This is a genomic window from Caldimonas caldifontis (genome assembly GCF_002930615.1).
GTDB classification, from domain to species: Bacteria; Pseudomonadota; Gammaproteobacteria; order Burkholderiales; family Burkholderiaceae_C; genus Caldimonas; species Caldimonas caldifontis.
Genome location: NZ_PSNX01000008.1, coordinates 147776 through 168593 on the forward strand (window position 1 = coordinate 147776; position 20818 = coordinate 168593).

At 68.8% G+C, this 20818-nt stretch carries 19 protein-coding genes; 11 read left to right on the forward strand and 8 right to left on the reverse strand.

What is annotated here, in order from left to right; genetic code table 11:
• Positions 1–5: 5 nt before the first annotated feature.
• Complete coding sequence (locus C1704_RS10210; protein ID WP_170064674.1) at positions 6–1178, reverse strand: MFS transporter; 1173 nt, start codon at positions 1176–1178, stop codon at positions 6–8.
• A gap of 98 nt (positions 1179–1276) precedes the next feature.
• Between C1704_RS10210 and C1704_RS10215 the strand changes: the two genes are divergently transcribed.
• Together C1704_RS10215 and arsH are read left to right on the forward strand one after the other, a co-directional pair.
• Positions 1277–1636: an ArsR/SmtB family transcription factor gene (locus C1704_RS10215; RefSeq protein WP_104302621.1), complete on the forward strand. Its 360-nt coding sequence runs from the start codon at positions 1277–1279 to the stop codon at positions 1634–1636.
• Positions 1637–1665: 29 nt separating this feature from the next.
• The gene (gene arsH / locus C1704_RS10220) at positions 1666–2406 is read left to right on the forward strand and encodes an arsenical resistance protein ArsH (protein ID WP_104302622.1); all 741 of its coding nucleotides are present in this window, start codon (positions 1666–1668) and stop codon (positions 2404–2406) included.
• A gap of 6 nt (positions 2407–2412) precedes the next feature.
• Here the strand turns inward: arsH and C1704_RS10225 are convergent, their stop codons facing one another.
• Genes C1704_RS10225 through murU form a run of 4 tightly spaced genes read right to left on the reverse strand, consistent with a single transcriptional unit; the run spans position 2413 to position 6743 of the window.
• The gene (locus tag C1704_RS10225) at positions 2413–3879 is read right to left on the reverse strand and encodes a sensor domain-containing diguanylate cyclase (RefSeq protein ID WP_245876446.1); all 1467 of its coding nucleotides are present in this window, start codon (positions 3877–3879) and stop codon (positions 2413–2415) included.
• Complete coding sequence (locus tag C1704_RS10230) at positions 3876–5294, reverse strand: aminopeptidase P N-terminal domain-containing protein (RefSeq protein ID WP_104302623.1); 1419 nt, start codon at positions 5292–5294, stop codon at positions 3876–3878. The genes C1704_RS10225 and C1704_RS10230 overlap by 4 nt, the downstream gene beginning before the upstream one ends.
• Positions 5295–5337: 43 nt before the next feature.
• Positions 5338–6039, reverse strand: a complete 702-nt coding sequence (locus tag C1704_RS10235) for a PH domain-containing protein (RefSeq protein WP_104302624.1) — start codon at positions 6037–6039, stop codon at positions 5338–5340.
• Entirely contained in the window at positions 6036–6743 is a 708-nt protein-coding gene (murU, locus tag C1704_RS10240) for an N-acetylmuramate alpha-1-phosphate uridylyltransferase MurU (RefSeq protein ID WP_104302625.1), read from the reverse strand. The genes C1704_RS10235 and murU overlap by 4 nt, the downstream gene beginning before the upstream one ends.
• A 144-nt stretch (positions 6744–6887) precedes the next feature.
• On the opposite strand from murU, the gene tkt reads away from it, so the two are divergent.
• Both tkt and gap read left to right on the forward strand, forming a co-directional pair.
• A complete protein-coding gene (gene tkt / locus C1704_RS10245) occupies positions 6888–8942 on the forward strand; it encodes a transketolase (protein WP_211286920.1) in 2055 nt (684 codons plus the stop codon).
• 42 nt (positions 8943–8984) lie between these two features.
• The gene (gene gap, locus C1704_RS10250) at positions 8985–9986 is read left to right on the forward strand and encodes a type I glyceraldehyde-3-phosphate dehydrogenase (RefSeq protein ID WP_104302627.1); all 1002 of its coding nucleotides are present in this window, start codon (positions 8985–8987) and stop codon (positions 9984–9986) included.
• A 55-nt stretch (positions 9987–10041) separates the two neighbouring features.
• On the opposite strand, the gene C1704_RS10255 is transcribed toward gap, so the two are convergent.
• The 3 genes from C1704_RS10255 to C1704_RS10265 are packed head-to-tail and all read right to left on the reverse strand — an operon-like array spanning position 10042 to position 12067.
• Positions 10042–10782, reverse strand: coding sequence for an SPOR domain-containing protein (locus tag C1704_RS10255; protein ID WP_104302628.1), 741 nt, complete (start codon positions 10780–10782; stop codon positions 10042–10044).
• Entirely contained in the window at positions 10776–11561 is a 786-nt protein-coding gene (locus C1704_RS10260) for a biotin--[acetyl-CoA-carboxylase] ligase (RefSeq protein ID WP_104302662.1), read from the reverse strand. Before C1704_RS10260 ends, C1704_RS10255 begins: the two co-directional genes overlap by 7 nt.
• Positions 11558–12067: an SET domain-containing protein gene (locus tag C1704_RS10265; RefSeq protein ID WP_104302629.1), complete on the reverse strand. Its 510-nt coding sequence runs from the start codon at positions 12065–12067 to the stop codon at positions 11558–11560. The genes C1704_RS10260 and C1704_RS10265 overlap by 4 nt, the downstream gene beginning before the upstream one ends.
• Before the next feature lie 146 nt (positions 12068–12213).
• Between C1704_RS10265 and C1704_RS10270 the strand changes: the two genes are divergently transcribed.
• From C1704_RS10270 to C1704_RS10300, 7 genes are all read left to right on the forward strand, one after another.
• The gene (locus C1704_RS10270) at positions 12214–14820 is read left to right on the forward strand and encodes a DNA topoisomerase III (protein WP_104302630.1); all 2607 of its coding nucleotides are present in this window, start codon (positions 12214–12216) and stop codon (positions 14818–14820) included.
• Positions 14817–15791 (forward strand): AEC family transporter, encoded by a 975-nt coding sequence (locus C1704_RS10275; protein WP_104302631.1) that lies wholly within the window; start codon positions 14817–14819, stop codon positions 15789–15791. The genes C1704_RS10270 and C1704_RS10275 overlap by 4 nt, the downstream gene beginning before the upstream one ends.
• 66 nt (positions 15792–15857) lie before the next feature.
• Positions 15858–17111, forward strand: coding sequence for a glutamate-5-semialdehyde dehydrogenase (locus C1704_RS10280; protein ID WP_419186793.1), 1254 nt, complete (start codon positions 15858–15860; stop codon positions 17109–17111).
• Positions 17104–17808, forward strand: a complete 705-nt coding sequence (gene queC / locus C1704_RS10285; protein ID WP_104302633.1) for a 7-cyano-7-deazaguanine synthase QueC — start codon at positions 17104–17106, stop codon at positions 17806–17808. Before C1704_RS10280 ends, queC begins: the two co-directional genes overlap by 8 nt.
• 111 nt (positions 17809–17919) lie before the next feature.
• Positions 17920–18513 (forward strand): LemA family protein, encoded by a 594-nt coding sequence (locus C1704_RS10290; RefSeq protein WP_104302634.1) that lies wholly within the window; start codon positions 17920–17922, stop codon positions 18511–18513.
• Positions 18514–18542: 29 nt separating this feature from the next.
• Positions 18543–20477: a M48 family metallopeptidase gene (locus C1704_RS17780; RefSeq protein WP_245876448.1), complete on the forward strand. Its 1935-nt coding sequence runs from the start codon at positions 18543–18545 to the stop codon at positions 20475–20477.
• A gap of 26 nt (positions 20478–20503) precedes the next feature.
• Positions 20504–20815, forward strand: a complete 312-nt coding sequence (locus tag C1704_RS10300; RefSeq protein ID WP_245876449.1) for a c-type cytochrome — start codon at positions 20504–20506, stop codon at positions 20813–20815.
• Positions 20816–20818: the final 3 nt, after the last annotated feature.

Below are 20818 nucleotides of genomic sequence, written 5' to 3' on the forward strand. Positions count from 1 at the left end.
GGGGCTCAGCGCGCCGCACGCAAGGCCATCAGGGCGCCCCAGCCCAGCAGGCACAGCCCGGCCGACCCCCACAGCGCAGCCACGCCATAGCGATCCAGCCCGAGCCCGAACACCCACGGGGCCAGCGCCTGGGCGATGCGCGCCGGCACCATCAGCCAGCCCTGCCGGGCCCCATAGCCCGACGCACCGAAGATCACCAGCGGCAGCGTGCCTTTGGCGATGGTGAGAATGCCGTTGCCGGCCCCATGCAACAGCGCAAAGGCGGTGGCCGCCGGGGCGCCAACCACCAGGAAGGCGGCCGCACCGGCCGCATGGGTGATGCCGGCCAGGCGGGCCGAGATCAGCGGATGCACGCGGCGCAGCAGGCCGAACTCGAGCACCCGTCCGGCCACCTGGGCCGGGCCCACGAGGGCAGCCACCGCGACGGCGCCTGCCAGGCTCACCCCGCCGGCCTGCAGCAGGCGCGGCAGGTGGGCCGCCATGGCCGTGCTGATGAACCAGGTGATCGCAAAGCTGAAGGCCAGCAAGGTGCTGGTCCAGGCCAGGCGCGGCGGCCGGTCCTTGTTGGCCGCTGTGGCCGATCCGGGCGGCGCAGACACCGCCTCATGCTGGATCGCCGTGGCCCGTGGCAACAGGGCATTCAGGGGCAGGCCCAGCAGCAGATGCAGGCCCGCCCAGGCCAGGCAGGCGCCGCGCCAGCCCACGGTCACCTCCAGCCAGGCCGTCAGCGGCCAGCCCACCGTGCTGGCAAAACCGGCCAGCAGGGTGATGCCGGTGATGGCGCTGCGCGCGCCCTGGCCATGCAGCCGCACCAGGGTGGCAAAGGCCGCCTCGTAGAGCCCGCTGCCCATGGCCAGGCCGAGCAGGGCCCAGGCCGCGAAGAGGCCGATCGGCCCCTGGACGCAGGCCAGGGCCACCAGGCCTGCCGCAAACAAGCCGCTGGTGGCCATCAGCACCGGCCGCCCGCCGTGTCGGTCGATGGCACGGCCGGCGGACGGGCCCACCACCGCCGACACCAGCAGGGCTCCAGAAAACGCGGCAAAGACCCAGGGCGTGCTGACACCGAGGTCGCGCGCCATGGGCTGGGCCAACAGGGCCGGCAGGTAGTAGGACGAGGCCCAGGCCAGGGTCTGGGCGGTGCCCAGGCGCAACACGGTCGCTGGGGTGGCTGAAGGCAGCGGACTCATGGGCTCAGGGGCGCGCGGTGGGCACAGGATCCTTGGGGGATTGAGAGCATCGGCTTGAGCGGCCAAATTATATCTATTATTCTGGATATATGGATTCAATTGCTGCCGTCACCACCCTGGGGGCGCTGGCCCAGTCCACGCGACTGGAAGCCTTCCGCCTGCTGGTGCATCACGAGCCGAACGGCCTGCCGGCCGGTGCGGCGGCCCGCCTGCTGGGCGTTCCGCAGAACACGCTGTCGGCGCATCTGAACGTGCTGGCACAGGCCGGCCTGGTGGTGTCGCATCGAGACGGCCGCCAGGTCATCTACCGTGCCGCGCTCGGCCGCCTGCGCGAGCTCACGCTCTTTCTGCTGCAGGACTGCTGCGGCGGCCGGCGCGAGCTGGCCGAGCCGCTGATGGCCGAGCTGTCGGCACTGACCTGTTCTTCGTCCTCCACCGCCTGCCGGTGAGTGGCCACCGCTTGATCCCGGGAGTCTCCATGCAACGCCTCCGATCCCTGCCCGACCCTGACCACCTGCCGGCCCTCGATCCGGCGTATGCGCAGACCCGACCGGCCAAGGGGCTGGGCGATGGCACGCCGCCGCGCATCCTGCTGCTCTACGGTTCGCTGCGCCCGCGTTCCTACTCGCGCCTGGCGGTGGAAGAGGCGGCGCGATTGCTGCGTCACTTCGGGGCCGAGCCCCGCATCTTCGATCCCAGCGACCTGCCACTGCCCGACCAGGTGGCCGGGGATGACCATCCGGCCGTGCGCGAGCTGCGGGAGCTGTCGCAGTGGTCTGAAGGCCAGGTGTGGTGCAGCCCCGAACGCCACGGCCAGATCACCGGTGTGATGAAGGCGCAGATCGACCACCTGCCGCTGCAGTCCGGTGCCGTTCGCCCCACCCAGGGCCGCACGCTGGCGGTGATGCAGGTCTCGGGGGGGTCGCAGTCCTTCAATGCCGTCAATACCTTGCGCCTGCTGGGCCGCTGGATGCGCATGTTCACCATCCCCAACCAGTCGAGCGTGGCCAAGGCCTGGCAGGAGTTCGACGAGGCGGGGCGCATGCGGCCCTCGGCCTACTATGACCGTATCGTCGATGTCATGGAAGAACTGGTGCGCTACACCGTGCTGCTGCGCCCGCACGTGGCGCAGCTCACCGATCGCTACTCCGAACGCAAGGAGGCTGCGAGGCCGGTCGAGGCGCAGTCTGCGCTGTCCCTTGCTGCCACGACCCGGTGATCGACATCAACTGCGCCGGCGGTCACGGCCGCTGGCGGCGTAGTAGGCTTTCTTCGCTTCGTACATCCGCTGGTCGGCCTGGTGCACGGCCGACTCGAGCCGTTCGCCCGCTTCGCAGGCGGCCAGGCCGATCGAGAAGCTGAGCGCCGCACCGGGATAGAACTGGTTGTTCAGGTCCACCAGCGAGTGGATGCGCTCGATGATTTGTTCGCCACCGCGTTCGTCGGTACCGGGCAGCAGCACTGCAAACTCGTCGCCGCCGATGCGCGCGGCGCTGGCGGGCTTGTCCACTGCCTTGGCCAGCACCTCGCCGGCGCGGCGCAGCAGGCTGTCGCCGCCGGCATGGCCCTCCTGGTCGTTGATGATCTTCAGGCCGTTGAGGTCGGCCACGATCACGGTCACCGGCCAGGGGCCCTTGCGTTCCAGGCGGTTGAGTTCGTCCACGAAGTAGGAGCGGTTGCGCAGCTTGGTCAGCACGTCGTGCTTGCCCAGGTACTCGAGGTAGGCCTCGGCCTTCTTGCGGGCGGTGATGTCGGTGAGCGAGACCAGCACGAGGCTCCAGTCAGCCTCGTGGCCGGGCAGCACCGAGAACTGCATGTACACGTTCACCGGCTCGCCGTCGAGGCCGTAGTTGATGGTCTCGCGCTGCTGGAAGAGCTTGCCGTCCCACAGCTCGATCAGCTGCTCGGCGAAATGCTCGCGCATGTCGTCGCGAAAGACCTCGTGCAGGCGGCGCATCAGCGCGCCCTTGTCGGTGGCGCCGAACATCGTCAAGGTCTGCCGGTTGACGTCGATGACGCGGATCTCCTGCATGCAGCGCTCGACGAACTCGGGATGCACGTCGAGGAAGGTGCGCAGGTCGCGGATGCCCTGGGCGCGCACGCCGTCGATCAGGAACTTCACGTTGCTGAAGTCCTCCACCCACAGCGACACAGGCGAATGTTCGAACAGCCCGAGTGCGTACTGCTCGCTGCGTTTCAGGGCCCGTTCGGCCCGGGTGCGTTCGGTGGTGTCCTCGATGGCGATGAGCACGCGATCCCAGGTGTCTTCATGCCCGGGCAGCACGGTGGCGCGCAAGGAGATGTCGAGCCGGCGCCCGGTGAGGCTGTAGTTCACCGTGGGGCCGCCAAAGCCCCCTTGCCCTTCCCACAGGGCGTTCAGCTCCTCGACATGCTGCTCGAACATGTCGTCGCGAAACACATGGCCGAGGTTGGCGGCCAGGTGCTCCAGGCTGTCGGCCTCGAAAAGTTCGAGCGTGCGCCGGTTCACGCTCAGCAGGCGGATGCGTTGCGAGCATTCGGCCACCCGGCTGCGGTCGGCCCGCAGATGCGCGCGCAGGTCGTGCACGCCTTTGCGGCGCCATTGCTCGAACAAGGCCCGCAAGTCGCTGTAGTCCTCGAGCCAGAGCGACACCGGCGCCAGCTCGAACATGTCGGCGTAGGCCTGGGCGTCCAGAGGGTTGGAAGGGGTCATGCGCTTCGTCCTCCCATGAGCGCCTCGATCTCGTCCGGATCGACGGGCGCATCGCGCGTGAGCAGTTCGCAGCCGAAGGGTGTGATCACGGCGTCGTCCTCGATGCGGATGCCGATGTGCCAGTAGCGCTCGGGCACCCCTTCGCCAGGTCGCACGTACAGGCCGGGCTCTACCGTGGCCACCATGCCGGGCTGCAGGATGCGCGAAGGCTTCTTCACCACGCGCCCGCCCAGCCCGTCGGGCTGCTCGATGGGCGCCTCGTCCTCCTGGAGATAGCTGCCCACGTCGTGCACGTCGCGGCCCAGCCAGTGGCCGGTGCCATGCATGTAGAAGGGCCGGTAGGCGGCCGTGCCGATCACCTCGTCGAGGTCGCCATGGCGGTCGCGGCTGAGCAGGCCGGTGTCGAGCAGGCCCTGGCACAGCACACGCAGCGCCGCATCGTGGGCGTCGCGCAAGCGCGCGCCGGGGCGCATCGCCTCGATCGCTGCGGCCTGGGCAGCGAGCACGATCTCGTAGAGCTCGCGCTGCGCGGCGGTGAAGCGGCCGTTGACGGGAAAAGTGCGGGTGATGTCGCCCGCGTAGCCCAGGTACTCGCAGCCGGCGTCGATGAGGCAGAGCTCCCCGGCCTTCAGCGGCGCGTTGCCGGCCGGGTAGTGCAGCACGCAGGCATTCGCCCCGGCGGCCACGATGCTGGGGTAAGCCGGGCCCGTGGCGCCATGGCGGCGAAACTCGTGCAGCAGCTCGGCCTCGAGGTGGTATTCGCGCCGGGGCTCGCCGCCTTCTCGGGCCCAGCGTGCGCTCTGTTCCATGGCCCGCACATGCGCCAGGGCCGAGATCGTGCCGGCGCGACGCATGAGCTGCAGTTCGTGTGCGTCCTTCACCAGGCGCATCTCGTCCAGCACGCTGCACAGATCGCGCAGCTGAGCGGGGCACTGCACGCCTTGACGTTCGCGGCCGCGCACGGTCGCGAGCCAGCGCTCCACCTGGGCGCCCAGACCCTCGTGCACGCCGAAGGGAAACCACAGCGCGCCGTGTCCGCCGATCAGCTCGGGCATCACGCGGTCGAGGTCCTCCACGCTGTGCGCGGCGTCCACCCCCAACGCACCCGGCGCCGCTTCGGGGCCGAGCCGATAGCCGTCCCAGATCTCGCGCTCGGCGTGTCGCGGCCGGCACAGCAGGGTGGAGCGCCCGTGGCTGCTCAGCACCAACCAGGCCTCGGGCTCGTCGAAGCCGGTGAGGTAGTGAAAGTGGCTGTCGGGCCGGTAGGGGTGGTGGGTGTCGCGGTTGCGCACTCGCTCAGGCGCGGTGGGCAGCACGGCCACACCGCCGCCGGCGGCGCGCAGGGCCTCGATCAGCCGCGCGCGGCGCTGGCGGGGGGCCTCCGGGTCGGCGGCCAGGGGAGGGAGCAGACTCATTGGCACAGTCTAGCCGTGCCACCGCCACCTTGTCAGGCCAGGCTCAGGTGGGCGTTTCGGTCTTCTGCCCCTGCGCTCGCCGCAGTTCCACCAGCTTGCGCCGCAGTTCGCGCTCGACCGGATCCTTGGGTTCCTTGCGGGCCCGTTCACGCCGCTTCTCGTTGGCGCGGCGCTCGCGCATTTCCTGTACCTGCTGCATCTGCAGCCGGATGAAGTTGGCCACGTCTTCCACGCGGCCCAGCCCGCCCAGCGCCGCGGTGCGTGGCAGCTTCACGGCCTTGCCGTCGGCCAGGGTCAGGGCGATGTAGCACAGGCCCAGCGGGCCCAGCCCTGGCTTTTCCACCACATGCACCTCGTTCACCTGCGACACCGGCACCTGACGCGTGGAATGCTTCCAGCCACGCCGCCAGCTGACGTGCTTGACGCTGGCCGCAGCGCGCTCCCAGGTCCACAGGTCCCAGCCCAGCGCGGCCAGCCAGGCCAGCAGCGCGAGGGCATACAGCCAGCCCTGGCCCAAGGACCAGGCCAGGCCTGCGAGCAGGCCGGCGGCGATCAGCCCGGCCCACACGATGTAGAGGTCGCGCTCGGGCGTGAGCAGGGAGCGCTCGTAGACGAAGGAATCCATCGCTTCGCCCGACAGCGGCGAGGCCGACAACTGCACGGCGCGTATGGCTTTGGCCGTACCCACCTCCAGCATCGCGACGATCCCCACCGCCACCAGCGTTGCGACCAGCACTTCCATCATCGTGCGCCCTCCTCGGCCGACAAGGCCTCCCATTGTGCAGGGGTGCCCACGTTTTCCCACGCGCCTGTGTACATCTGGACACTGATTTGGCGCCGAAGCATCGCGGCATGCAAGAGGGGGCCCAGGGCGGCCTTTTCCCCCACCGGCAGGTGGCGGCACAGGTCGGCGCGCATCAGCGCCAGGTTGGCGTAGGTGTAGCGTGGGCCTTGTGCCGGCTCGCTCTGGCCCAGGCCGTCCGGGCCGATGCCGAAGTCGCCCTGCGGGTGGTAGGGCGGGTTGGGCACCAGCCACAGGTGGGCCAGCCGGTTGCTTTCGGCAAAAGCCCGGGCCTGAGCGGCGTCGAAGCGGAAGCCGGGCGCGAAGATGTCGCCCGAGACCACCCAGAAGCATTCGCCCAGCCAGGGCAGGGCCTTGGCGATCCCGCCGGCGGTTTCCAGGGCGCCGCCGTGGTCGCGGCCCTCCATCGAGTAGCGGATGCGCAGCCCGAAGCGCGAGCCATCGCCCAGCGTGGCCGGGAACTGCTCCTCCAGCCAGGCGGTGTTGACGACCACCTCGCGCACGCCGTCGCGCGCCAGGGCTTCGAGGTGCCACTCGATCAGCGGTTTGCCGCGCACGCGCAGCAGGGGCTTGGGGGTGCGGTCGGTCAGCGGGCGCATGCGTTCGCCGCGGCCGGCCGCCAGGATCAGGGCTTTCAGGGTGTCCATGCAGGGTGGAGGAGACCTCCCGGGGCGTCGATCGGGCCCATTATCGGCGCCGATTTACAATTCGAGGTTCTCCCATCCTACCCACCCATCCCCTTTCGGACGCCGTCCAGGCGCCGGAATGCAGCCGAAGCGGCAGGTTTCCTCATGGACATGAGCGCCCCCTCCACCCCCGTCGATACCTCCTTGATGGCCAATGCCATCCGTGCCCTGGCCATGGACGCCGTCCAGGCTGCCAATTCCGGCCACCCCGGCGCCCCGATGGGCATGGCCGAGATCTCGGTCGCGCTGTGGAGTCGCCATCTGCGCCACAACCCGGCGGATCCGCACTGGGCCGATCGCGACCGCTTCGTGCTGTCCAACGGTCATGGCTCGATGCTGATCTACGCGCTGCTGCACCTCACCGGCTATGACCTGCCCATCGGTGAACTCAAGGCCTTCCGCCAGCTGCACAGCAAGACGCCGGGCCATCCCGAGGTGGGCATCACCCCGGGCGTGGAAACCACCACCGGCCCGCTGGGCCAGGGCATCACCAACGCCGTGGGCCTGGCCCTGGCCGAAAAGCTGCTGGCCACCGAGTTCAACCGCGATGGGCACACCATCGTCGATCACCGCACCTATGTCTTCCTGGGCGACGGCTGCCTGATGGAAGGCATCAGCCACGAGGCCTGCGCCCTGGCCGGCGCCTGGAAGCTCAACAAGCTGATCGCGCTGTACGACGACAACGGCATTTCCATCGACGGCCAGGTCACGCCCTGGTTCATCGACAACACCGCGCTGCGCTTTGTGGCCTATGGCTGGAACGTCATCGGCCCGGTCGATGGGCATGACGTGGCCGCTGTCGATGAAGCCATTGCCAAGGCCAAGCAGTCGGCCGACAAGCCCTCGCTCATCATCTGCAAGACCACCATCGGCAAGGGCTCGCCCAACCGCGCCGGCACCGCCAAGGCCCACGGTGAAGCTCTGGGGGCCGAGGAGATCAAGCTCACGCGCGAAGCCCTGGGCTGGTCGCATGAGCCCTTCGTGATCCCGTCTGAAGCCTATGCCGCCTGGGACGCCAAGGCGGCCGGCGCCGCTGCGCAGGCCGAATGGCAGCAGCGCTTTGCCGCCTACGAGGCCGCCCACCCCGCGCTGGCGGCCGAGTTCAAGCGCCGCATGGCCGGCGCCCTGCCCAAGAACTTCGCCGAAGTGGCCGTGCAGGCCATCGTGGCCGCCCACGAGAAGGCCGAGACCGTGGCCAGCCGCAAGGCCAGCCAGCTCGCCCTGGAAGCCTTCACCGCGGCACTGCCCGAGTTGCTGGGCGGCAGCGCCGATCTCACCGGCTCCAACCTCACCAACACCAAGAGCACGCCGGCCCTGCGCTTTGGCCGTGAGGGCCAGGTGGTGACCACCGAGGACGGCAAGATCGGCCGCCACATCAACTACGGCGTGCGCGAGTTCGGCATGGCCGCCATCATGAACGGCGTGGCCCTGCACGGCGGCTACATCCCCTACGGGGGCACCTTCCTCACCTTCAGCGACTACAGCCGCAACGCCATCCGCATGGCCGCGCTGATGAAGCAGCGCGTGATCCACGTCTTCACGCACGACTCCATCGGCCTGGGCGAGGACGGCCCCACCCACCAGTCGGTCGAGCACGCCGCGTCGCTGCGCCTCATCCCCAACCTCGACGTCTGGCGTCCGGCCGACACGGCCGAAACCGTGGTGGCCTGGACCATGGCCATCGGCAACACCACGCGCCCCAGCGCCTTGCTGCTGAGCCGCCAGAACCTGCCCTATGCACCGAAGGCCACCTTCGACGACATCACCAAGGGCGCCTACGTGCTGGCCGATCCGGCCGAGGTGGGCCTGAAGAAGAAGCCCCAGGCCGTGATCATCGCCACCGGCTCCGAGGTGCAGCTCGCCCTGCACGCCCAGGCGGCGCTCGCCAAGGACGGCATCGCGGTGCGTGTGGTGTCCATGCCCTCGACGACGGTCTTCGACCGCCAGGACATGGCCTACAAGGCCGAGGTGCTGCCCGCCGGCCTGCCGCGCATCGCTGTGGAGGCTGGCGTCACCGATTACTGGTGGAAGTACGGCTGTGCCGCGGTGGTGGGCATCGACACCTATGGCGAATCGGCCCCGGCCGGCGTGCTGTTCAAGCACTTCGGCTTCACGCCCGAGAACGTGGCCGACACGGTGCGCGCCGTGCTTGGCCGCTGAGTTCCAGTTTCTTCCCGACTTTTCTTCCAGGAGAGAGCAGACATGACCATCAAGATCGGCATCAACGGCTTCGGGCGCATCGGGCGCATGGTGTTCCGCGCAGCGGTGAAGAACTTCAAGGACATCGAGGTGGTCGCGATCAACGACCTGCTCGAGCCCGACTACCTGGCCTACATGCTGCAGTACGACTCGGTGCACGGCCGCTTCGACGGCGAGGTGGCCGTCGAGGGCAACACCCTGATCGTCAATGGCAAGAAGATCCGCCTGACCGCCGTGAAGGACCCCGCCGAGCTGAAGTGGGGCGAGGTCGGCGCCGACATCGTGGTGGAATCGACCGGCCTGTTCCTCACCAAGGAAACCGCCGAGAAGCACCTGGCCGCCGGCGCCAAGAAAGTCATCATGTCGGCCCCCTCGAAGGACGACACCCCGATGTTCGTCTATGGTGTCAACCACGGCACCTACAAGGGCGAGGCCATCATCTCCAACGCCTCGTGCACCACCAACTGCCTGGCCCCGCTGGCCAAGGTGCTGAACGACAAGTGGGGCATCAAGCGCGGCCTCATGACCACCGTGCACGCTGCCACCGCCACGCAGAAGACCGTGGACGGCCCGTCGAACAAGGACTGGCGCGGCGGCCGCGGCATCCTCGAGAACATCATCCCCTCCAGCACGGGCGCGGCCAAGGCCGTTGGCGTGGTGATCCCCGAGCTGAACAAGAAGCTCACCGGCATGTCCTTCCGCGTGCCCACCTCCGACGTGTCGGTGGTCGACCTGACCGTCGAACTGGTCAAGGAAGCCAGCTACAAGGACATCTGCGCCGAGATGAAGGCCCAGAGCGAAGGCGCGCTCAAGGGCGTGCTGGGCTACACCGAGGACAAGGTGGTGGCCACCGACTTCCGTGGCGACGCCCGCACCTCCATCTTCGACGCCGAAGCCGGCATCGCGCTGGACAGCACCTTCGTCAAGCTGGTGGCCTGGTACGACAACGAGTGGGGCTACTCCAACAAGGTGCTGGAGATGGCTCGCGTGGTGGCGGCGAAGTAATCGTCGTCTGCCGCGGGCGCCGGGGCTCCTGTGGGAGCCCCTTTTTCATGGAGGCTCAGGTGCGCGCGGCTGCGTCCGCGCACGGGGCTGCCCGCCGCCCCTGCAGCCGCGGCGCCAGGGTCTCCAGGCGGCTTTGCAGTTCGGCGCTGGCCGCGGGGATGCGCACCTGCACGCGCACGGAGGACGGCGTGATGGTGATCACCCGCGCGGCCCGCACGCCACGGTTGGCCAGATCCAGGGCCCGGCTCTCGGCACTCTCGCGCGAGGTGAAGCGGCCGAGCGAGAGGCCGGGTTCGAGATCGGGCGAGCTGCGGATTTCCTCGCTGCGGATGCCCGCGCTGCGCAGTTCTTCCTGGCGGCGCAGCAGGGCGTCGCGGTTGGGGTACTTCCCCAGGTAGATCAGGAAGACGCCGCCCCGCTCCTCACGCCGCGCGGTCCAGTCGGTGCCCTTCAGCGCGTCGGTGAACACGGCTTGCACCCCCGTGTATTCGGCCTCGGTGTAGGGGCCGATCTCCACACAGGCGGCAGCGGCCGACCCGGCGACCACGGCGCTGGCGGGCGTGGCGCTCGGGTTCACAGCCGGTGTGGGGGGTGACGGCTGCGCCGGGGGCTGAGGGGATGGAGTCGCGGGCGGGTCTCCATTGAACTGCAGGACTTCCGGGCGCACCTGGCGCTCCAGCCGCTCGGGCTCGCGTTGGGTCGGCGAGGCCGGCACCAGCCCGCTCAGGTGGCCTGTGGTCCAGGCGTAGTAGCCCAGGTTGGCCAGCAGCAGCACGAGCACGACGAGCCTCAGCATGGGCGCACGCTCACTTCGCCGCTGTCCAGGCGATGCTGGCCGCGCGAATCGCGCAGCAGCAGGGCGCCGTCCTCATCGACGCCCTGGGCACGGGCCTCGGGCAGGTCGGGCCGGGTGGTGACGACGGCCCGGTTGCGCAACAGGTCGCGCGCCTCGAAGCGCCGCGCGAAGGCCGCAAAGCCGCGCAGCTCGAAGAGCTTGAGGGCGCCCACCAGGGCGGTGGCGGCCAGGGTCAGTGTCGCAGGGGCGGTGGCTGCGTCGTCGAGCTGGCGCAGCCAGGCCACCGGGTTGCGCGGGTCGGGCAGGGCGGGGGGCGCCTCGATGTTCAGCCCCACGCCCACCACCACGTGACGGCTGGGGCCCGCATGGCCCTGGGTCTCGATCAGGATGCCGCCCAGCTTGCCGGCCGGCGCGCCATGGGCATCGACCGTCCAGAGGTCGTTGGGCCACTTGATGCGAAGCTGCGGGTGCAGCGCCTCGGCCAGGGCCACGCCCACGGCCAGCGACAGCCCGCCCCAGCGCTGCGGCGCCATCGGCAGGCCCAGCGAGAAGGTGAGCGAGGCGCCGGGCGCCGACTGCCAGGGGCGTCCCTGGCGGCCCCGGCCGGCGTTCTGCCGCTCGGCCACCAGCAGGCAGGGAGTGGCGTCGCCCTGACGGGCCCGCTCCAGCAGCCGGGTGTTGGTGGAATCGACCTCGGCCAGCACCTCCACGCTCAAGCCCGGCAACTGGGGCTCGAGCCGTTCCCAGAGGTCTTCGGCGGGCCAGGCGAGGGGGGTCATCGTTTCGGGGCGAGCATCGTGCGGCGGCAGTTCGGCGCACCGCAGCGGCACTCGTACTCCTTCTTGAGCTTCGGGGTGTAGCGCTCGTCGATGATGAGGCCGTAGTCGTAGAAGAGCTCTTCGCCCGGTGCGATGTCGCGCAGCGCTTTGATGAAGACCCGGCCGTCCACCTCGTCGGCCTCGCAGTTGGGATTGCAGGCGTGATTGATCCAGCGCGCCGCATTGCCGCCGTACTTCGCATCGATCACATGGCCGTCGTCGATGTGGAAGTAGAAGGTGTGGTGAGGGTCGGTGGGGTCGTGCGGGTGCCGGCGCAGGGCCTCGGCCCAGGTGATGACCTCGCCCTTGTACTCGATCACGCGCTCGCCGGCCCGGATGGGGGCCAGTGCGAACACGCCCTTGCCATGCACGCCGGAACGGCGCACCTGGATGCGCCGGCCGCCGGCCGACTCGGCAGCAGGGCCCCTGGCGGCGCCGGGGGAACGGGAGGCACGTGCTTGCGTCATGGTCGAGTTTGGGTACATTGAAATTGAGCGCGCGCGTGTGCGTGCGCGCACGCGCGTGAGAGAGCGGCATTGTAGGGGCCGCCGCGAGCGTGCCCATGACACCCGGTGAAGCCGAGCTTCACCCCGACCCTGGATCCACCGAGCCCATGAGCAAAGCCCTGGTCATCGCCGAGAAGCCGTCCGTCGCGCAGGACATCGTGCGCGCCCTGACGCCGTCGAGCGGCAAATTCGAAAAGCATGATGAGTATTTCGAGAACGAGCACTACGTCGTCAGTTCCGCCGTGGGTCACCTCGTCGAGATCAAGGCGCCCGAGGAATACGACGTCAAGCGTGGCAAGTGGAGCTTTGCCAACCTCCCGGTGATCCCACCGCATTTCGAGCTTCACCCCATCGACAAGAGCAAGGGCCGCCTCAATGCCCTCGTCAAGCTCATCCGCCGCAAGGACGTGACGGAACTCATCAACGCCTGTGACGCGGGGCGCGAGGGGGAGCTGATCTTCCGTCTCATCGTGCAGTACGCCGGCACGGCCAAGGCAGCGGTCAACAAGCCGGTGAAGCGTCTGTGGTTGCAGAGCATGACGCCCCAGGCCATCCGCGAGGGTTTCGAACGCCTGCGCGGCGATGATGAGATGCGCGGTCTTTCGGAGGCCGCGCGCAGCCGCAGCGAGGCCGACTGGCTGGTGGGTATCAACGGCACGCGGGCCATGACGGCCTTCAACTCGCGTGACGGCGGCTTCTTTCTCACCACCGTGGGTCGGGTGCAGACGCCCACGCTGTCCATCGTGGTCGAGCGTGAGGAAAAGATCCGCAAGTTCGTGCCGCGAGACTACTGGGAGGTGCGCGCCACCTTTGGCGCACAGGCGGGCGAGTACGAGGGCAAGTGGTTCGACCCGGCCTGGAAGAAGAACGAGGCCGACCCCGAACTGCGGGCTGACCGCCTGTGGACGGCTGCCGAAGCCGACGCCATCGCCGAGGCCGTGCGTGGACAGGCCGGCACTGTCACCGAAGAAGCCAAGCCCAGCACCCAGAGCAGCCCGCTGCTGTATGACCTGACGACCTTGCAGCGCGAAGCCAACTCGCGCTTTGGCTTCTCGGCCAAGACGACGCTCGCCCTGGCCCAGGCGTTGTACGAGAAGCACAAGGTGCTGACCTACCCCCGGACCGACTCGCGTGCCCTGCCCGAGGACTACCTCGGCGTGGTCAAGAAAACCATGGAGATGATCGCCAGCGAGGACCTGCCGGGCCCGCTGCGCGAGCTGGCGCCACATGCGGCCCAGGCGTTGAAAGAGGGCTACCTTCCCACCAAAGAACGGCCCAACAAGCGCGTCTTCGACAACGCCAAGGTGTCGGATCACTTCGCCATCATCCCCACGCTGCAGGCCCCCAAGAGCCTCACCGAGGCCGAGGCGAAGCTGTATGACATGGTGGTCAAGCGGTTCCTGGCCGTGTTCTACCCTGCGGCGGAGTACCTGGTCACCACGCGCATCACCACCGTGAAGGCAAAGGGCAAGGCCCACAGCTTCCAGACCAACGGCAAGGTGCTGGTCAAGCCGGGCTGGCTGGCGGTGTACGGCAAGGAGGCCCAGGAGGACGACGCCAACCTCGTGGCGGTGACACCGGGCGAGACCGTGCGCACCGAGGACGTGGCGATCAACGCCACCAAGACCCGCCCGCCGGCGCGCTACACCGAAGCCACGCTGCTGTCGGCCATGGAGGGCGCCGGCAAGCTCGTGGACGATGAGGAACTCAAGGCCGCGATGCAGGAGAAGGGCCTGGGCACGCCGGCCACGCGGGCGGCCATCATCGAAGGCCTCATCCTGGAAAAATACATCGTGCGCGAGGGGCGTGAGCTCATTCCCACCGCCAAGGCCTTCCAGCTCATGACCTTGCTGCGTGGCCTGGACGTGGAGGACCTCACCAAGCCTGAACTCACCGGCAACTGGGAGTTCCAGCTCGCACAGATGGAAAAGGGCAAGCTCTCGCGCGACGCCTTCATGGCCGAGATCGCCGCGATGACGCAGCGCATCGTGCAAAAGGCCAAGGAGTACGACCGCGACACCATTCCCGGCGACTACGCCACGCTCAAGACCCCGTGCCCCAACTGCGGCGGTGTGGTGAAGGAGAACTACCGCCGCTTCACCTGCACCGGCAAGACCGGGGAGGAGGAAGGCTGTGGCTTCTCGATCAGCAAGATCCCCGGTGGCCGCAGCTTCGAGCTCCATGAGGTCGAGGACTTCATCGCCCACAAGAGGATTGGCCCCCTGGAAGGCTTCCGCTCCAAGGCGGGCTGGCCTTTCACGGCCGAGCTCAAGCTCACCTTCGACGACGAGATCAACAACTACAAGCTCGAGTTCGACTTCGGCGACGACGCCAAGAAGGCCGAGGACGGCGAGCCGGTGGACTTCAGCGGCCAGGAATCGCTGGGTGTCTGCCCGAAGTGCAAGGGCCATGTCTACGAGCACGGCACCAGCTATGTCTGTGAACACGCCGTGGGCTCGCACATCACCTGTGACTTCAAGAGCGGCAAGATCATCCTGCAGCAGCCCGTGGCACGCGAGCAGATGAGCAAGCTGCTGGCCACCGGCAAGACCGACCTGCTGGAGAACTTCGTCTCCAACAAGACGCGCCGCAAGTTCAAGGCCTTCCTGGTCTGGGACAAGAAGGAAGGCAAGGTCGGCTTCGAATTCGAACCGCGTGCACCCAAGGCCGCCGCCAAGAAGGCCCCGGCGAAGAAGGCGGCCGCCAAGGAATGACCCCCGCCGTCTTCCTCAAGCTCCTCGCCATCTTTGCCGTCGTCACGATCGGCTGGCTGGCCGGGCGGGCGAAGTTTTTCGGGGGCGGCGAGACGGCGCGGGCGCTCTCGAACGCCGCCTTCTACCTGTTCGCGCCAGCGCTGCTGTTCCGTACCACCGCGCGCATCGACTTCGCCACCCTGCCCTGGGCGGTGATCGTGGCCTATTTCGTCCCGGTGGTGGGCTTGCTGCTGGGCATCTATGTGTGGCGGCGCCGGCAGGGGCGTCTGGCCGAGGGCTCGCCGGCCGAACCCAGCGTGCGGGCCATCACCGCCACCTTCAGCAACACGGTGCAGCTGGGCATCCCGATCGCGCTGGCACTGTTCGGCGAAGCGGGCCTGTCCATCCACCTGGCCATCGTCAGCCTGCACGCGCTGATCCTGCTGAGCCTGCTCACGGTGCTGGTGGAGCTCGATCTGGCGCGAGCCGCCTCGCGCACCGAGGCTGGCCGGCCCCGCCTGGCCGCCACGCTGAAGCTCACGGTGCGCAACACCCTGATCCACCCGGTGGTGCTGCCGGTGCTGGTCGGCATGGGCTGGAACGTGGCCGGCCTGCCGATCCCGTCTGCGGCCGACGAGATCCTGTCCATGCTGGGCCAGGCCGTGGTGCCGGTGTGCCTGGTGGCCATCGGCATGTCGCTGGCCCATTACGGCCTGGCGGGCTCGCTGCGTGGGGCCGGCTGGCTCACGGCGGCCAAGCTCGTGGCCCAGCCGGCCCTGGTCCTGGCCGTGGGGCACTTCGTGTTCGGGCTGTCCGGCCTGCCACTCACGGTGATCGTGATGTGCGCGGCGCTGCCCTCGGGCACCAATGCGCTGATGTTCTCGCAGCGGTATCGCAGCCAGGAGGCCGAGACCACGGCCACGCTGGTGCTGTCCACGCTGGTCTTCGTCCTCACGGCGCCGCTGTGGCTGGCCCTGGTGTCACGGCTCTGACCGGAGCGGATGACGCCCGGATTTGAGACAATCCGCGGCATGACCGCCACTGACCTCCAGGCTTACATGGACCACGTGGGCGCCGCCGCCCGCGCGGCCGCCACGCGCATGGCCGCGGCCTCCACGGCCGCCAAGAACGACGCGCTGCGCCGCCTGGCCGCGCTGATCCGCACCGAAGGCCCGCGCATGCAGGCCGAGAACGCCAAGGACCTGGCGGCCGCCGAAGCCCGCGGCCTGGCCGCGCCGATGGTCGATCGCCTGCGCATCACCGACAAGGTCGTGGCCCAGATGGCCGAGAACTGCGAGCAGGTGGCCGCGCTTCCCGACCCGGTGGGCGAGATGAGCAACCTGCGCCGCCGCCCCACCGGCATCACCGTGGGCCAGATGCGCGTGCCCATCGGCGTGTTCGGCATGATCTACGAGAGCCGTCCCAACGTCACCATCGAGGCCGGCTCGCTGGGCATCAAGAGCGGCAACGCCTGCGTGCTGCGCGGCGGCTCCGAGGCCATCCATTCCAACCTGGCGCTGTGGAAGCTCGTGCAGCAGGCCCTGCAGGCCGCCGGCCTGCCCCCCGAGGGCGTGCAGCTCATCGAGACCACCGACCGCGAGGCCGTGGGCCGGCTGATCGCCATGCCCGAGTATGTGGACGTCATCATCCCGCGCGGCGGCAAGTCGCTGATCGAGCGCATCAGCCGCGAGGCCACGGTGCCGGTGATCAAGCACCTGGATGGCAATTGCCACGTCTTCGTCGATGCATCGGCCGATCTCGACCTCGCCGTCACCGTCACCGACAACGCCAAGACGCAGAAGTACAGCCCCTGCAATGCGGCCGAGTCGCTGCTCGTGCACGAGGCCATTGCCCCGGCCTTCCTGCCGCGCATTGGCGCGATCTTTGCCGCCAAGGGCGTGGAGATGCGCTGCGACGCCGGCGCGAAGGCGCTGCTCGCGGCCGTGCCGGGTGCAAAGCTGGCCAATGCCACCGAACAGGACTGGGCTGAGGAATACCTGGCCCCCATCATCAGCATCAAGCTGGTGAAGGACGTGGACGAGGCCATCGCCCACATCAACCGCTACGGCTCGCACCACACCGACGCCATCCTCACCGAGCATCACCCCAACGCGATGCGCTTCCTGCGCGAGGTCGATTCGGCCAGCGTGATGGTCAATGCCAGCACGCGCTTTGCCGATGGCTTCGAGTACGGCCTGGGCGCCGAGATCGGCATCTCCACCGACAAGTTCCATGCCCGCGGACCCGTGGGGCTGGAGGGGCTGACGTCCCTCAAGTACATCGTCCTGGGGCAGGGCGAGGTTCGTGGCTGACCCTCGCACGGCCCTCGTCCTCTTCAGCGGCGGTCAGGACTCCACCGTCTGTCTGGCCTGGGCGCTGTCGCGTTTCCAGCGCGTCGAGACGATCGGCTTCGACTATGGGCAGCGCCACCGCATCGAGCTGGACTGCCGGCTCACCGTGCGCGATGCCTTGTGCCGGGCCTTCCCGGCGTGGGCCGCCCGCCTGGGTGACGACCATGTGCTCGACCTGGCGCTGCTGGGCCAGCTCAGCGATACGGCACTCACCGAGGCGCGGGCCATCGAGATGCAGGCCAACGGCCTGCCCAACACCTTCGTGCCCGGTCGCAACCTGCTCTTCCTGACCTTCGCCGCGACGCTGGCCTACCGCCGTGGCGCCAGCGTGCTGGTGGGGGGCATGTGCGAAACCGACTACTCCGGCTACCCCGACTGCCGCGACAACACGCTCAAGGCCCTGCAGGTGGCGCTCAGCCTCGGCATGGACACGCCGATGACGGTGGAGACGCCGCTGATGTGGCTGAACAAAGCGCAGACCTGGGCCCTGGCCCAGGCCCTGGGCGGGGCCGCCCTGGTGGACCTCATCGTCGAGCACACCCACACCTGCTACCTGGGAGACCGTTCCTCGCGGCATGCCTGGGGCTGGGGCTGCGGGCACTGCCCGGCCTGCGAGTTGCGTGCACGGGGGCATGCCGACTTCCTGGCCGGGGCCTGAGTCGCACGACGCCCCACACCGGAAAGCGACAGCCCTCGCCCGGACGGCTTGGTGGGCCGCGGCGGCTGTCGTAGAGTCGCGGAGCGAGAAACTCAACGGGGGATTCCGGGGATGAACACGACTTCCATCGTCAGCTGGGCCATCCTTGCGGTGCTGGTCTTCTGGGCCGTGGGCGCCTACAACCGCCTGGTGCGCCTGCGCAACAGCATCGGCAATGCCTTTGCCCAGATCGACGTGCAGCTCAAGCGGCGCTACGACCTCATCCCCAACCTGGTCGAGGCGGCCAAGAAGTACATCGCCCATGAACGCGAAACCCTGGAGGCCGTGATCGCCGCACGCAACCAGGCCCGCACGGCGGCCGACCACGTGCGCGCCAGGCCCACCAATGCCGGTTCGGTGGGGGCGCTGGCCATCGCCGAGCAGGCCCTGGAAGGCACGCTCGCGCGGCTGATGGCCGTGGTCGAGAACTATCCCGAGCTCAAGGCCGACCAGACCCTGCGCGAGCTGTCCGAGGAGCTCACCAGCACCGAGAACAAGGTGGCCTTCGCGCGCCAGGCCTTCAATGATGCGGCACTCGACTACAACAATGCCGCGCAGCAGTTCCCCACCAACCTCATCGCCCGTCTCTTCGGCTTCAAGGAGGCTGGCATGTTGCAGTCCACCACCAGCGACGAGGAGCGCAAGACGCTGCGTGTCCAGTTCTGACACCCCCCGTGCAGTGAGGCGCTGACCCTATGGCCATGCGCTTTCGGCAACACCAGGACGCGGCGCACACGGCCTCGCGGCGGCTGCTGCTGCTTTTCCTGGGCGTGCTGGTGCTGCTGGTGCTGGCGGTCAACGGGGCCCTGGCGCTGGTGTATCGCCTCACCTTCCCCTGGGCCGAAGGCTATCCGCGGCTCTTCTTCGAAACCAATACCGCGCTGACCCTGCTCTTCGTGCTGGGTGGCTGCTGGTTCGAGATGCTGCGCCTGCGACAGGGGGGCGCTCACGTGGCCCGGCTGGCCGGGGGCAGGCCCATCGATCCGCCGGACGGCCAGCCACGCGACCTCTACGAGAAGCGGCTGCGCAACGTGGTGGACGAGGTGGCCATCGCGGCCAGCATGAAGCCGCCGCCGGTCTATGTGCTTGAACGGGAAGAGGCGATCAATGCCTTCGCCGCGGGGTGGGACCGCGACGATGCGGTGATCGCCGTGACCCGCGGGGCGCTGGAGCGCCTGACGCGGGACGAACTGCAAGGGGTGGTCGCCCACGAGTTCAGCCATCTGTTCCACGGGGACACGCGGCTGAACATGCGCCTCATCGGCCTGGTGTGGGGCCTGCAGATGCTCTACAACTTCGGCCATTCCTTCGTCGAGCCTGACGAGCGCGGCCGGCGTGGTGCCGGTCTCGTCGTCGGCCTGGCCCTGATGGGGGTGGGTTCGCTGGGCTGGATCGCCGGGCGCATGCTGAAAGCAGCGGTGTCGCGCCAGCGCGAGTTCCTGGCCGATGCCTCGGCGGTGAAGTACACCCGCAGCATCGACGGCATCGGCGGCGCCCTGCGCAAGGTGGCCGACCAGGCCTGGCGCGGGCGGGACCACATCCACAACGCCCAGGCCGAGAGCCTCTCCCACCTGTTCTTCGTCTCGCGCCTGCGCTGGAACCTCTTTGCCACGCACCCGCCCCTGGGCGAGCGCATCCGGCGCATCTACGGCTTCGAGGTGGTGCCCCTGGCGGCCCGGGTGCTGCCACCGGAGGACGACGATGCACCGGCCACCCGGCCGATGACCGGCCTGGCCCCGCTGACCGCCGCAGCCGGGGCGGGGGCAGGGCAGGGGGAGAGCGAGAGCGTGAGGGCAGGCGAGGGTGAGGTGCGAGAAGCCTTGCGCCACGACGTCACCCAGGCGCCGGCCCTGGTCGGCCCGGCGCAGCGCGAACGGGAGGCCCTGGCGCGCATCGCGCGCTGGCAGGGCCCGGGCGAGCGCCGCGCGGCGGTGCTGGGCCTGCTGGTCACCCCGGGTCAGGACCGCGAATGGCAGGCCTGGGCCGAGGAGACTGCCGGGCTCGCCGTGGCCGCGGCCGTGCGCGCCGAACTGGATCATCTCACCCCTGCCACGCGGCTGCCGGTGTGGGAGGTCATGTTGCGCCGCAGTGCCAAGGCACCGCTGGCCGAGCGCCGCGGCCTGGTGGAGGCGGCTCGCCGCATCATGACGGCCGACGGACAGGTCAGCCCCCTGGACCGCCTGCGCTGGCTGGCCATGCGTCATCTGCTCAGCGGGGACGTGCCGCGGCCACCCCCCGTGGCTGGGGATAACGATATTGCGCATCTGGCTAAGGATGTGACCATCGTCACCGCATTTCTGGCGAGAATCATCGACGCCCGAGCGTGTGAGCTGGGGCAATCGGGCGCCTGGTATCAAGCGGTGATGCAGGAACTCTGGACGCCTGGGGCGGTGCCGGCGTGGTCGGCGCCCGATGTCGATGCCTGGGTCCAGGCCTGGAATCGGCTGATGCGTCTGTCGGCGATGCAAAGACCGGTGCTGCTCAAGGCCTGGGTCGATGCGGCGTTTCAAGGCGTGGCTGAGGGTGCCGCGCCGGATTCGGCCACGTGCGATGCCCTGCGTCTGAGCGCTTTGTTGATGGATACCCCTAGTCCCAAAGCCCTGGCAGACCAATATATTGACGTTCGCTGATATACGAAGCCTGAGGAGTCCACACGATGAACTTGAAGTCTGCGGCGGCCGCAATGGCCTTGATGACCGCTGGAGCGGCCGGCGCTCAAGATGCTCAGACCCTTTACGTTCGCAGCCTGGCGGCCACATGCGCCAACTGCCATGGCACGGGGGGGCAGGCTGTGCCAGGCTCTCAGGTGCCGTCGCTGGCAGGCATGCCGCAGACCTACATCGTCGAGCAGATGAAAGCCTTCAAGGCCGGAACGCGCACGGCCACGGTGATGCATCAGCTCGCCAAAGGCTACAGCGACGAGCAGATCAACCAGATCGCGGCCTATTTCGCCGCGCAGAAGAAGTGAGGA

What these genes read in the sequence shown, in the direction of transcription:
- tkt (WP_211286920.1), top strand. Translation starts at nt 6,888, where the DNA reads ATGGACATGAGCGCCCCCTCCACCCCCGTCGATACCTCCTTGATGGCC.
- murU (WP_104302625.1), bottom strand. Translation starts at nt 6,743, where the DNA reads ATGGACACCCTGAAAGCCCTGATCCTGGCGGCCGGCCGCGGCGAACGC.
- C1704_RS10270 (WP_104302630.1), top strand. Translation starts at nt 12,214, where the DNA reads ATGAGCAAAGCCCTGGTCATCGCCGAGAAGCCGTCCGTCGCGCAGGAC.
- C1704_RS10300 (WP_245876449.1), top strand. Translation starts at nt 20,504, where the DNA reads ATGAACTTGAAGTCTGCGGCGGCCGCAATGGCCTTGATGACCGCTGGA.
- C1704_RS10225 (WP_245876446.1), bottom strand. Translation starts at nt 3,879, where the DNA reads ATGACCCCTTCCAACCCTCTGGACGCCCAGGCCTACGCCGACATGTTC.
- C1704_RS10275 (WP_104302631.1), top strand. Translation starts at nt 14,817, where the DNA reads ATGACCCCCGCCGTCTTCCTCAAGCTCCTCGCCATCTTTGCCGTCGTC.
- C1704_RS10215 (WP_104302621.1), top strand. Translation starts at nt 1,277, where the DNA reads ATGGATTCAATTGCTGCCGTCACCACCCTGGGGGCGCTGGCCCAGTCC.
- C1704_RS10235 (WP_104302624.1), bottom strand. Translation starts at nt 6,039, where the DNA reads ATGATGGAAGTGCTGGTCGCAACGCTGGTGGCGGTGGGGATCGTCGCG.
- arsH (WP_104302622.1), top strand. Translation starts at nt 1,666, where the DNA reads ATGCAACGCCTCCGATCCCTGCCCGACCCTGACCACCTGCCGGCCCTC.
- C1704_RS10230 (WP_104302623.1), bottom strand. Translation starts at nt 5,294, where the DNA reads ATGAGTCTGCTCCCTCCCCTGGCCGCCGACCCGGAGGCCCCCCGCCAG.
- C1704_RS10255 (WP_104302628.1), bottom strand. Translation starts at nt 10,782, where the DNA reads ATGCTGAGGCTCGTCGTGCTCGTGCTGCTGCTGGCCAACCTGGGCTAC.
- gap (WP_104302627.1), top strand. Translation starts at nt 8,985, where the DNA reads ATGACCATCAAGATCGGCATCAACGGCTTCGGGCGCATCGGGCGCATG.
- C1704_RS10265 (WP_104302629.1), bottom strand. Translation starts at nt 12,067, where the DNA reads ATGACGCAAGCACGTGCCTCCCGTTCCCCCGGCGCCGCCAGGGGCCCT.
- C1704_RS10290 (WP_104302634.1), top strand. Translation starts at nt 17,920, where the DNA reads ATGAACACGACTTCCATCGTCAGCTGGGCCATCCTTGCGGTGCTGGTC.
- C1704_RS10260 (WP_104302662.1), bottom strand. Translation starts at nt 11,561, where the DNA reads ATGACCCCCCTCGCCTGGCCCGCCGAAGACCTCTGGGAACGGCTCGAG.
- C1704_RS10280 (WP_419186793.1), top strand. Translation starts at nt 15,858, where the DNA reads ATGGACCACGTGGGCGCCGCCGCCCGCGCGGCCGCCACGCGCATGGCC.
- C1704_RS17780 (WP_245876448.1), top strand. Translation starts at nt 18,543, where the DNA reads ATGGCCATGCGCTTTCGGCAACACCAGGACGCGGCGCACACGGCCTCG.